The 11,262-nt window shown below is 71.4% G+C and carries 11 protein-coding genes; 10 read left to right on the plus strand and 1 reads right to left on the minus strand.

All coding sequences use genetic code 11. From position 1 onward, the window contains the following. Window positions 1-265: 265 nt before the first annotated feature. From ACEQ2X_RS09430 to ACEQ2X_RS09475, 10 genes are all read left to right on the plus strand, one after another. The gene (locus ACEQ2X_RS09430; protein WP_370325557.1) at window positions 266-949 is read left to right on the plus strand and encodes a GntR family transcriptional regulator; all 684 of its coding nucleotides are present in this window, start codon (window positions 266-268) and stop codon (window positions 947-949) included. A gap of 118 nt (window positions 950-1,067) precedes the next feature. Beyond that, complete coding sequence (locus ACEQ2X_RS09435; RefSeq protein ID WP_370325558.1) at window positions 1,068-1,637, plus strand: DJ-1/PfpI family protein; 570 nt, start codon at window positions 1,068-1,070, stop codon at window positions 1,635-1,637. Continuing rightward, window positions 1,630-2,412 (plus strand): SDR family oxidoreductase, encoded by a 783-nt coding sequence (locus tag ACEQ2X_RS09440; RefSeq protein WP_370325559.1) that lies wholly within the window; start codon window positions 1,630-1,632, stop codon window positions 2,410-2,412. Before ACEQ2X_RS09435 ends, ACEQ2X_RS09440 begins: the two co-directional genes overlap by 8 nt. Before the next feature lie 15 nt (window positions 2,413-2,427). Further along, the gene (locus tag ACEQ2X_RS09445; RefSeq protein WP_370325560.1) at window positions 2,428-3,426 is read left to right on the plus strand and encodes an alpha/beta hydrolase; all 999 of its coding nucleotides are present in this window, start codon (window positions 2,428-2,430) and stop codon (window positions 3,424-3,426) included. Then, window positions 3,423-4,901 (plus strand): extracellular solute-binding protein, encoded by a 1,479-nt coding sequence (locus tag ACEQ2X_RS09450; RefSeq protein WP_370325561.1) that lies wholly within the window; start codon window positions 3,423-3,425, stop codon window positions 4,899-4,901. The genes ACEQ2X_RS09445 and ACEQ2X_RS09450 overlap by 4 nt, the downstream gene beginning before the upstream one ends. After that, window positions 4,901-5,854: a carbohydrate ABC transporter permease gene (locus tag ACEQ2X_RS09455; protein ID WP_370325562.1), complete on the plus strand. Its 954-nt coding sequence runs from the start codon at window positions 4,901-4,903 to the stop codon at window positions 5,852-5,854. The genes ACEQ2X_RS09450 and ACEQ2X_RS09455 overlap by 1 nt, the downstream gene beginning before the upstream one ends. Continuing rightward, window positions 5,851-6,705, plus strand: a complete 855-nt coding sequence (locus ACEQ2X_RS09460; RefSeq protein ID WP_370325563.1) for a carbohydrate ABC transporter permease — start codon at window positions 5,851-5,853, stop codon at window positions 6,703-6,705. Before ACEQ2X_RS09455 ends, ACEQ2X_RS09460 begins: the two co-directional genes overlap by 4 nt. Further along, complete coding sequence (locus ACEQ2X_RS09465) at window positions 6,705-7,769, plus strand: ABC transporter ATP-binding protein (protein WP_370325564.1); 1,065 nt, start codon at window positions 6,705-6,707, stop codon at window positions 7,767-7,769. Before ACEQ2X_RS09460 ends, ACEQ2X_RS09465 begins: the two co-directional genes overlap by 1 nt. Continuing rightward, the gene (locus tag ACEQ2X_RS09470) at window positions 7,766-8,905 is read left to right on the plus strand and encodes an ABC transporter ATP-binding protein (RefSeq protein ID WP_370325565.1); all 1,140 of its coding nucleotides are present in this window, start codon (window positions 7,766-7,768) and stop codon (window positions 8,903-8,905) included. The genes ACEQ2X_RS09465 and ACEQ2X_RS09470 overlap by 4 nt, the downstream gene beginning before the upstream one ends. Beyond that, window positions 8,902-9,966: a 3-isopropylmalate dehydrogenase gene (locus tag ACEQ2X_RS09475; protein WP_370325566.1), complete on the plus strand. Its 1,065-nt coding sequence runs from the start codon at window positions 8,902-8,904 to the stop codon at window positions 9,964-9,966. Before ACEQ2X_RS09470 ends, ACEQ2X_RS09475 begins: the two co-directional genes overlap by 4 nt. An 18-nt stretch (window positions 9,967-9,984) precedes the next feature. Here ACEQ2X_RS09475 and ACEQ2X_RS09480 read toward each other — a convergent pair. Further along, window positions 9,985-11,262 (minus strand): ROK family protein (locus ACEQ2X_RS09480; RefSeq protein ID WP_370325567.1); only part of this gene is annotated, 1,278 nt, incomplete at its 5' end.

Raw genomic sequence — 11,262 nt, forward strand, 5'->3', positions numbered from 1 at the left:
CGCGCCGCGCCCCCCCCCCAGGCCGCGTCGACCGCCTCGGGACCGTGGCACGGGACCGTGCCCACGACCTCGCCGGTGGAGGGGTTGTGGACCACGACGTGGTCACGGCCATCGCGGGATGGTCCAGGGCTGGTCACGGCGGGGTGCTCCTCGATGTCGGCCGGTGCTCAGCGAAGCACCCGCGTGCTAGGATTGTCAACAATCTACACTCTCCACGGTGCGCGTCGCGGTGGCGGGTGTCCGGGGCGCAGCCCACAGGAGGACCATGACCACGTTCGACAGCCTCAAGCCGCTGACGTCGGCGCCGACCAGCGCGGTCATCGCCGACCGCATCACCGAGGCGATCATGTCCGGCAGCGTCGAGAGCGGCTCGAGGCTCGACGAGGCGCAGCTCGCCACCCGCCTCGGGGTCAGCCGGGGCCCCATCCGCGAGGCGCTGCAGCGACTGGTCGCCCAGGGGCTGCTGGTCTCGCACCGCGGCCGGGGCACGTTCGTGGCCACGCTCGACCTCGAGGACGTCATCGACGTCTACCGCTGCCGGGCGGTGACCGAGGGGGCGGCGATCCGGCTCCTCATGGCGGCGGGGGATGCCGACGCCATCGCCGTGCTGGAGGACGCCGTCGACCGGCTCGCCGAGGCGGCCCGGGGCGGCGAGTGGCACGAGATCACCGAGGTGGACCTGCGCTTCCACGAGTCCCTGGTCGCCGCCGCGGGCAGCAAGCGGCTGGTCCGGATGTTCTCGACCCTCCTCGTCGAGACGCGGATGTGCCTCATCAGGCTGCGCACCGCCTACCCCGTCCCCGAGCACATCGTCCCACAGCACCGCCACCTCGTCGCCGCGATCAAGGAGGGCGACGAGGCCCGCGCCCTCGAGCTGGTCCAGGAGCACATGGACCGCGCTGTCGCCCTGCAGGTCGACGACGCGACCTTCCACGGCTCCGACGGGTGACACGCTGACCGCATCCGGACGAATTGTGTAGACCACCCAACAAACCCCTTGCGCCCCGATCCGAGCCACTCGTAGATTGTCAACAATCTACTCACCGAGTGGTACGGAAGGAGCCGAAGTGGCCGAGAAGGTGCTGATCCTGACCGGGGACGCAGCCGAGGACCTGGACGCGATGTATCCGGTGTTCCGGCTGCGCGAGGCCGGGTACGAGGTGGTCGTCACCGCGCCCACCACGAAGCTGGTCAAGCTGGTCGTCCACGACTTCGAGGAGGGGTGGGACGCCTACACCGAGCGGCAGGGCCGGCACCTCCCGGTCGACCTCGCGTTCGCCGACGTCGATCCCGCGGACTACGCCGCGGTGGTCATCCCCGGCGGTCGCGCGCCGGAGTACATCCGGTTGGATGCGGACTGCGAGCGCATCACCCGCCACTTCTTCGAGGCCGACAAGCCCGTCGGGCTGATCTGCCACGGCACCCAGGTCCCCCAGGCCTACGGGTTGCTGCAGGGGCGCACCACGTCGGGGTACCCACCCCTGGCGGGCGACATCGTCAACGCGGGCGCCACCTACCAGGAGGGGAAGGACGTCGTCGACGGCAACATCGTCTCCTGCACGGGGTGGCCGGACCTGCCGGAGTGGTCGCGGGCGTTCATGTCCGTCCTCGACAAGTACGTCGCCTCCCGTGGCTGACGACGCCAGGGCGGGTCGCCTGGCCGGGAAGGTCGCCGTCGTCACCGGGGCGGCCTCCGGCTTCGGCGAGGGGATCGCCCGCCGCTACTGCGCCGAGGGCGCCAGCGTGCTGCTGACGGACCTGAACGGCGAGGCGGCCGAGCTGGTCGCCAAGGAGCTCCGCCAGGCGGGCCACGACGCGGCCGCCGCCGCCGTCGACGTGACGGCCGACGCCGCGGTGCGCGGCGCGGTGGACACCGCCGCCGAGCGGTGGGGACGCATCGACGTGATGGTGAACAACGCCGGCATCGCGCAGGCGCCGACCCCCATCGAGGACGCCACCGACGAGCTGTTCGACCAGCTCGCGGCGGTCAACATGTACGGGGTCTTCGCCGGCTGCCGGGCGGTGGTCCCGATCATGAAGGCCCAGGGCGGCGGCGTGATCATCAACACCGCGTCGACCGCGGCCGTCCGCCCCCGGCCGCTCCTCAACCTGTACAACGCCTCGAAGGCGTTCGTGCTCAACCTCACCAAGACGCTGGCGCTCGAGCTCGCCCCCCACCACATCCGGGTCAACGCCATCAACCCGGTCATGGGCGACACCGGCATGTTGAAGGTCTTCACCGGCGAGGAGGAGATGGACAACGAGCGGCGCGCAGAGGTGGTCAGCACGATCCCCCTCGGCCGCATGTCGAAGCCCGAGGACATCGCCTGGGCCGCCGTGTACCTCGCGTCCGACGAGGCGTCGCTGGTCACCGGCCACGGCCTCGAGGTCGACGGCGGACGCGACGTCTAGCCCCGCCACCAAGCCATGGACCTCCACCCCGCAGTCGACGCCAGCCTGGCGGCCACGGCTCGACTCGGCCTCCGGCCGTACAGCGAGCTGTCGCCGACCGAGGCTCGCGCCGAGTACCGGCGGGTGATGGCGGCGCGTCGCGGACCTGATCACCGACCGATGCCCGTGGGCGCCGTGGACGATCTCCGGATCGACCTGGAGGGGCGCGCCCTCGCCGCACGGCGGTACCGGCCGGCCGCCGCGGTGGTCGCCGGACGGCCCACCCTCCCCACCGTGGTGTTCTTCCACGGCGGCGGGTGGGTCATCGGCGACCTCGACAGCCACGACGACCTGTGCCGACGGATCGCCCAGGTCCTCCCCGCCGTCGTCCTGGCCGTGGACTACCGGCTGGCGCCGGAGCACCCCTTCCCCGATCCCGTGGAGGACGCCGTGGACGCGACGCGGTGGGCCTGCGCGCACGTGGACGACCTCGGCGGGGACCCCGACGCGGTCGTCGTCGCCGGGGACAGCGCCGGTGGTGCGCTCGCCACCGTGACCGCCCGCAGGGCGAGGGACGCCGGGACCCCCGCCATCGCCGCGCAGCTGCTCCTGTACCCCGTCACCGACCTCACCATGAGCACGCGCTCGTACGTGGAGATGGCCTCGGGGTACGGCCTGACCGCCGCCACGATGGCCTGGTTCCTGCGCCACTACGACGCCCCGGCAGACGACCCCGACGCCTCGCCGTCGGCCGCGTCCGACCTGAGCGGGCTGCCACCCGCCGTGGTCAGCACCGCATCGCACGACCCCCTGCGGGACGAGGGGGATGCCTACGCCGCCGCGCTGCGCGCGGCCGGCGTCCCCACGACCCACCTGCGCCACCACGGCCTCGTCCACGCCTACGCCCTCATGGAGGCCGTCGCACCGGCCATCGAGGCGACCGAGGCCGACCTGCGCGCCCTCGCCGACATCTTCAGCGGGAGGGGAACTCCACCCCCCCTGGAGCACGTGACCCTACAAGGAGCCGATACATGACACCCACATCGACTGTCCGCCGCAGCGTGCTCCGCACGCTCGCCCTCTGCCTCGTCCTGGCGCTGTTCGCGGCTGCGTGCAGCGGCTCCGACGACGGCGACGACGCCGGCGGGGACACCGCCGAGGACGAGGCCACCGACGCGAGCGACGGCGGCGGCGAGGACGCCGCCGACGCCGACGCCGGGGCCGACGACTCCGACGATGCCGATGCCGACGCCGATGCCGACGAGGGGGCGGGGTCCAGCGGGCCGACCACGCTCGACCTCGTGTGGTTCGACTGGGCGCCTGCCCAGCTGCTGGAGGACTTCGCCAACGAGAACTACGCAGAGGTCAACCCCGACGTCGACTTCAACGTCGAGACGGTGCCCTTCGGGCAGTGGCACGACGCGATCTTCACCCAGTTCGCCGCCGGCGAGACCAGCTTCGACATCCCGATCCTCGACAGCCAGTTCATCGGCGAAGCCGTCGAGGGCGGGCACGTGATGGACCTGACCGAGTTCGCCAACGAGAACATCGACCTCGAGGCGTACCCCTCCAACCTGCTGGCCGCCTACGCCCAGTACCCCCTCGCCGCCGACGGCCAGTTCGACCCCGACGGCAACGTCTACGGCCTGCCGCTGCTGGCCGACACCTGGGTGCTGGTCTACCGGACCGACCTGATCGGCGAGGAGCCGCCGGGCAGCTGGGAGGAGATGCTCGAGGTCGCCGCGCAGTGCCAGGAGGAGAACGGCATCGCCGGCCTCGCCTTCCACGGCGCTCCCGACTACGACACCGCCGGCATCACCCTCAACCAGGTGATCTGGGTCAACGGCGGGGAGATCTGGGACCCCGAGAGCCGCCAGGTCGAGGGCATCGTCAACGACGAGGCCGGTCAGGCCGCCATCACCCAACTGGTGGAGGAGATGGTGCCCCTCGCACCCTCCGGCGTCGGCACCGCCTTCATCGGCGAGGTCAACACCGCCATCAACCAGGGCGAGGCCTGCATGGGCATGAACTGGGTCGCCGGCCTGGAGGGCATCCAGCTGCCGGAGAACTCCACCCTCGGCGAGACCGAGGAGGAGATCCTCGGCAAGCTCGGCTTCGCGGAGCTGCCCGATGGCGAGGTCGACGTCTCCCCCCTCGGCGGGATGGGCATGCACGTGTCCGCCTACTCCGACGAGCAGGATGCGGCGCTCGAGTTCATGGAGTGGTTCTCCTCCGCCGAGGTCCAGGAGCTGTGGGCTGAGGCGGGCGGCGTGCCGGCGCGGACCGACGCGCTCAACTCCGACGCCTTCATCGACGCCCGTCCGTGGAACCAGGCGTTCACCGACTCCGTCGACAGCCTGAAGGACTTCTGGGCCATCCCCGAGTTCTTCCAGATGATCGACGTCCACAGCACCCAGGCCAACGCGGCCATCACCGGGACGCAGGACCCGATCGAGGCGCTCGACAGCCTGGCTGAGCAGGAGCAGAGCATCCTGGACGGCGGCATCTGATGTCGGTCAGCGCGCCGCCGGAGGAGGATGCGGCAGGGATCAGCCCGGTCTTCGCCGCCCCACCAGCGGCGGCGCGCTGGCGCTGGCTCCCTGACCGGTGGTTGGGGCGGCTGTCCGTCGCCCCCACCCTCCTGCTGCTCTTCGGGCTGTTCATCTTCCCGCTGCTGTACGTGGTGGTCCTGTCCTTCACCGACTACTCGGCGACGGGCAACGCCGACGTCGAGGTCGTCGGGTTCGAGAACTACACGCGCCTGCTCTCGAGCGACCAGGTGCGCTCGAGGGCCATCACGACCGGGCTGTTCGTCGTCGGCGCGGTGGGGCTGCAGACCGTGCTGGGCTTCGGCCTGGCCTACCTGATCCACCGGCAACGACGCGGCGGCGGGCTGCTGACGGTGATCTTCCTGATCCCGATGATGCTCTCACCGGTCATCGTCGGCGCGTTCTGGCGCCTGATGCTCGACTCGAGCTTCGGCGTGGTGAACGGCACCCTGCGGATGGTCGGGGTCGACGGACCCCAGTGGCTGAGCGAGCAGGGCGTGGCCCTGATCTCGCTCATCCTCGTCGACACCTGGCAGTGGACGCCGTTCATCATGGTCATCGCCCTGGCCGGCCTGAACGCCGTGCCGGCCTACCTCTACGAGGCGGCCGACATCGACCGGGCCAGCGACTGGTTCAAGTTCCGCAGCATCACGCTGCCGATCGTCTGGCCCATCCTGCTGATCGCGGTGCTGTTCCGGATCATCGACGCCTTCCGCCTCTTCGACATCGTGTTGATCGTGACCGGCGGCGGACCGGGCGGCACGACCGAGACGCTCAGCTTCCACATCTACAAGCTGGCGATCCGCAACTTCGACACCGGCCTCGCGTCGGCGTACGGGGTGCTGATGCTGATCGTCGTCAACATCCTCGCCGTCATCTTCATCAAGTACCTCGAAAGGCTGCGGACCCGATGAGCGCGCGAACCGTCGTCGAGAAGTCGCTGCTCGTCATCCTCGGGATCTTCATGGTGTTCCCGATCCTGTGGATGGTCGAGGCGTCGGTTAAGGAGCAGTCCTCGATCCTGTCCTCCACGCCGGAGTTCGTCGGGTTCGACCCGACCCTCGACAACTACCGCGACGTCTTCATCGCGCGCGGCACCTCGGGTCCGGACCGGCAGGCGTCCGCCCTGGTCACCAACTTCACCAACAGCGTCGTGGTCGCCGTCACCGCCACCGTGCTCGCGACGGTGATCGGGACGCCGGCCGCCTGGGCCTACTCGCGGTTCCCCCTGAAAGCGGGCAAGGACCAGCTGTTCTTCATCCTCTCGACGCGGTTCATCCCACCCGTCGTGGCGGTCATCCCCCTGTTCCTGATGTACCGGTCGCTCGGGCTCCTCGACACGCGGCTGGGCCTCATCCTGCTCTACACCGCCTTCAACCTCCCGTTCACGATCTGGATGCTCAAGGGGTTCGTGGACGAGATCCCCGCGGAGTACGAGGATGCAGCCATGGTCGACGGGTTCTCCCGCATCCAGGCGTTCCGCACGGTGCTCCTCCCCCTGCTCCGCCCCGGCATCTTCGCCACCGCCGTGTTCTCGCTGATCTTCACCTGGAACGAGTTCGTGTTCGCGATCTTCCTCACGCCCGGCGGCGGTGCCGCCCGGACCGCCCCGCCCGCGATCGCCGGCCTGTTCGGCGGCTCGGAGACCCAGTGGGGGCTGGTCGCCGCCTCGGCGATGGTCTTCGCCCTCCCGGTGCTCGTCTTCGGCTACCTGGTGCGCAAGCACCTCGTCGCCGGCATGACCTTCGGGGCGGTGCGGCGCTGATGGCCGAGATCTCGATCACCTCGCTGCACAAGCAGTTCCCCGACGGCACCGTCGCCGTCCAGGACCTCGACCTCGAGATCGCCGACGGCGAGCTCTTCGTCATGCTCGGCCCCTCCGGCTGCGGCAAGACCACCACGCTGCGCTGCATCGCGGGGCTGGAGCGCCAGACCAGCGGCGACATCCGCATCGGCAACCGGGTGGTGAACAACCTCACCCCGGGCGCCAGGGACATCGCGATGGTGTTCCAGTTCTACGCCCTCTACCCGCACCTCAACGGGCGGGACAACATCGGCTACCCCCTCCGCGCGGCGAAGGTCGCCAAGGCGGAGGCGGCACGGCGGATCGAGGACGTCGCCAAGACCATGCGGCTCGAGGAGCTGCTCGGCCGCAAGCCGCACCAGCTGTCCGGCGGGGAGCAGCAGCGCATCGCGCTGGCCCGCGCGATGGTGCGCGAGCCGCAGGCGTTCCTGCTCGACGAGCCGCTCACCAACCTCGACGCGGAGCTGCGGCTCGACATGCGGACCGAGCTCAAGCACCTGCAGGCCCGGCTGGGCGCGACGATGGTGATGGTGACGCACGACCAGGTCGAGGCGATGTCGCTGGGCGATCGGATCGCCCTGATGAACCAGGGCCGCCTGGAGCAGGTCGGCACCCCGCTCGAGGTCTACGACCGCCCGGCGTCGCTGTTCGCGGCCTCCTTCATCGGCACGCCGGCGATGAACATCCTCCCGGTCGAGGTCGACGACCACAGCCTGCGGAGCCCCTCGGGCCTGCGGCTGCCGATCCCCCGGGACCTGCCGCGGACCGACGGGCTGGTCGCCGGGGTGCGGGCCGAGTGGCTCGCCATCGACCGTCCGCACGACGGGGCCGGCGGGCTCGGCACCGTCGTGGCGCGCGAGGCGCTGGGCGACGAGATCATCTACGCGGTGGACATGGACGGTCACCAGGTCCACGTCCGCACCCCGCCGACGACGCGCTTCGGCGCGGACGAGAAGGTCGAGGTCACGTTCATCGGCACCGAGCCGCGCGTGTACCACGAGGACACAGGGAAGGTGGCTGCATGAGCCGCGTCGAGCTGACGCACATCTCCAAGGCGTTCGACGACGTCGAGGCCCTCCGCGACATCTCGCTCGACATCGAGGACGGGTCGTTCTTCGTGCTGCTCGGCCCGTCGGGCGCCGGGAAGACGACCACCCTGCGCGTGATCGCCGGGCTGGAGCGACCCGACGGCGGCGAGGTCCGCTTCGACGGCATGTCGGCCGGCGCCGCCACACCGGCTGAGCGCGACGTCGCGATGGTGTTCCAGAGCTACGCGCTGTACCCCAAGCAGACCGTCGCTGAGAACATCGCCTCTCCCCTGCGGGCCCGGCGCATCCCCGCCGACGACGCGGACGCGCGGGTGCGGGAGGTCGCGGACCTGCTGCACATCGGCCACCTGCTCGCCAGGAGCCCCGGTCAGCTGTCGGGCGGCGAGCAGCAGCGCGTCGCCCTCGGCCGCGCGCTCGTGCGCGAGCCGCGGGCGTTCCTGATGGACGAGCCGCTGACCAACCTGGACGTGAAGCTCCGCGTGGAGATGCGCGCTGAGCTCATGCGGCTGCACCGCCACGTCGGTCGGACCTTCATCTACGTGTCGAACGACCAGGCCGAGGCGATGTCCATGGCCGACCGGATCGCCGTGCTGCACCAGGGCGAGATCCAACAGGTCGGCACCCCCGACGAGATCTACGACCAGCCGGTCAACCGGTTCGTCGCGACGTTCGTGGGCAGCTCGCGGATGAACCTCCTCAGCTGTCGCCTCGACGGCGCGGAGTTGGTGGGCGAGGGGTGGCGGCTGCCCGCGCCCGCGCAGGCGCGCGGGGCCGAGGGCCCGCTCCAGCTCGGCGTCCGCCCCGAGGACCTCGTGGTCGACCGGTCGCGTCCCGGTCTGCCGCCGGTCCGCGGCGTGGTGTACGCGGTGGAGCCGCTCGGCGATCGCGTGCTCGTCGACGTCGAGGTCGGCGACACGGTCATCCGCGTGAAGGCGCCGCCGGAGGTCACCCACGCGATCGGCGATCCGGTGGACGTGGGCGTCGACATCGATCGCGTCCACGTCTTCGACCAGGCGTCGGGGCGGTCGCTCGCGACCGGGGACGGGGTGGACGACGAGGTCGGGCCGGAGCCGGCGACGGTCCCGCGTGACGCGTACGCGGCCGAGGCATGACGACGTACTCGCTCGCCGTCATCGGCGGTGACGGGGTGGGGCCGGAGGTGACGGCTCAGGCGCTGAAGGCGGTGGATGCCGCTGAGGCCCGCTTCGGGTTCACGACCTCGAGGGTGGACTACGACCTGGGTGGCCGTCGCTACCTCGCGACCGGTGAGGTGCTGCCCGACAGCGTGATGGCCGAGCTCGACGACGTCGACGCGATCCTCCTCGGCGCGGTCGGCACCCCCGAGGTGCCCCCCGGGGTGCTCGAACGCGGCCTGTTGCTGAAGCTCCGCTTCGCCTTCGACCAGTACGTCAACCTCCGTCCCGTCAAGCTGCTCCCCGGTGTCCCGACCCCCGTCGCGGGGTTGACCCCGGACCGCTGTGACATGGTCATCGTCAGGGAGAACACCGAGGGCATGTACGCCGGCGCCGGCGGCAGCCTCTACCGGGGCACGGCCGCGGAGGTCGCCACCCAGGAGTCGGTCAACACCCGCCGTGGGGTCGACCGGGTCGTCCGCGACGCCTTCGACCGGGCCCGCGGCCGCAACGGGCATCTGACGTTGGTGCACAAGACCAACGTGCTCAACCACGCCGGTGATCTGTGGATGCGGACCTTCACCGAGATCGGGGAGGCCGACTACCCCGACGTCGAGCGGGACTACGTCCACGTCGACGCGATGTGCCTGTACCTGGTGCAGTCCCCCGACCGCTTCGACGTCGTGGTCACCGACAACCTGTTCGGTGACATCATCACCGACCTGGGCGCGGCGGTGCAGGGCGGCCTGGGCCTGGCGGCCAGCGGCAACCTCAACCCCACCGGCACCCACCCCTCGATGTTCGAACCCGTCCACGGCTCAGCCCCCGACATCGCCGGCAAGGGCTGGGCCAACCCCGTCGCCGCGGTCCTGAGTGCGAGCCTGTGCCTCGCCCAGCTCGGCCAACCCGACGCCGCCACCGCCCTGGAAGACGCCGCCGCCACCGTCCTGGTCGAGATGGACGCCATGGCCGGCCCCGACATGGGCGCCACCACCGACCAGCTCGGCGACCGCATCGCCGAGCTCGTCGCGGAGGGGTGATCGCCCGACCCGACCGGTTCAGGCCGGTTGGGTCTGGGTGCGCGGGTCGCCCGCGGTGCGCTCGACGACCGTGGGGTCGGCGAGCAGCGGGGTGAGTGCGAGCTCGCCCGCGCCCAGCAGCGAGGAGTCCTCGCCGAGCATCGCGGGGGTGATCGCCGCGAGGGCGCGCGACGGCCGGAGCGACCGCCCGTCCACCTCCTGGCGGACGGCGTCGATGAGGTGGGGGAAGGCCCGCGCGTACAGGCCACCGAGCACGACCGGCGGCGGGTTGAAGAGGTTGAAGAGGGGGGCGAGCCCGAGCCCGAGCCACCGCCCCCCCTCCGCGAGGGCGGTGCCGGCACGAGCCGAACCCGCCGCGGCCTCGCTCAGGACGGCGGCGACCACGCGCTGCTCGTCGCTGTCCGCCCACCCCATGTGTCGGAGCAGGGCCGCCTGGCCGGCTTCGGTCTCCCAGCAGCCGACGGACCCGCAGCGGCACGCCAGCCCGTCGGGGTTGACGACCATGTGCCCGACCTCGCCGCCGTACCCGGCGACGCCGGTCAGCGGGCGTCCGCCGACGATGACCCCTCCCCCGATGCCGGTCGCGCCGGACACGTAGACCATGTCCCGCGTGCCGGCGCCGGCGCCGTGGACGTGCTCTGCGAGGGCGCCGAGATCGGCTTCGTTGCCGACCGCGACGGCGGTCCGGGAGGCGGCGAGGCGCTCGCGCAGCAGGTCGCCGAGCGGGACGTCGGTCCACCCGAGGTTGGGCGCCAGGTGCACGTGGCCGTCGTCGTGTCGGACGATCCCCGGGACGGAGACGCCAAGACCGATGATCTGGGTGGCTCCGGCGTCCACCACCGCCTGCTCGATCAGCTCGCACAGCTGGTCGAGGGTGGCCTCGACCTCACGACGCCCGATGGGGCGATCCCGCGACGTGCGGTGCCGGACGTCGCCGCCCAGGCCGATCACGGCCGTCGTGACCCGGGAGATCTGCAGGTCCGCGGCGACGACCGCGACCGCGTCGCCGCGGATGTGCACGACCGGTGACGGTCGGCCCGGGGACCCGGTGACGACGGCGTCGCCCTCGTCCACGAGCCCACGGTCCTCGAGGTCGGCGACGAGGCCGGCGACGGTCGATCGGCTCAGACCGGTCGCGGTGGTCAGCGCCGCCCGGGACAGCTGCCCGGCGCGGTGCATCTGCCGCAGCACCGCGCCCAGGTTCTGGCGCCGAACCGTGTCCTGGTTCGCGCCGTCGTCCCCACCCATCCCGCCGCCCATAGCGACATCGAGCATAGCGGCGCGGGGGGGGGGGGG

It is taken from the genome of Euzebya sp., from assembly GCF_964222135.1.
GTDB lineage: Bacteria > Actinomycetota > Nitriliruptoria > Euzebyales > Euzebyaceae > Euzebya.

Bases quoted from the DNA above. Each gene is read 5' to 3' on its own strand.
- ACEQ2X_RS09430 (WP_370325557.1), top strand. From the start codon at position 266: ATGACCACGTTCGACAGCCTCAAGCCGCTGACGTCGGCGCCGACCAGC.
- ACEQ2X_RS09445 (WP_370325560.1), top strand. From the start codon at position 2,428: ATGGACCTCCACCCCGCAGTCGACGCCAGCCTGGCGGCCACGGCTCGA.
- ACEQ2X_RS09450 (WP_370325561.1), top strand. From the start codon at position 3,423: ATGACACCCACATCGACTGTCCGCCGCAGCGTGCTCCGCACGCTCGCC.
- ACEQ2X_RS09455 (WP_370325562.1), top strand. From the start codon at position 4,901: ATGTCGGTCAGCGCGCCGCCGGAGGAGGATGCGGCAGGGATCAGCCCG.
- ACEQ2X_RS09460 (WP_370325563.1), top strand. From the start codon at position 5,851: ATGAGCGCGCGAACCGTCGTCGAGAAGTCGCTGCTCGTCATCCTCGGG.
- ACEQ2X_RS09465 (WP_370325564.1), top strand. From the start codon at position 6,705: ATGGCCGAGATCTCGATCACCTCGCTGCACAAGCAGTTCCCCGACGGC.
- ACEQ2X_RS09470 (WP_370325565.1), top strand. From the start codon at position 7,766: ATGAGCCGCGTCGAGCTGACGCACATCTCCAAGGCGTTCGACGACGTC.
- ACEQ2X_RS09475 (WP_370325566.1), top strand. From the start codon at position 8,902: ATGACGACGTACTCGCTCGCCGTCATCGGCGGTGACGGGGTGGGGCCG.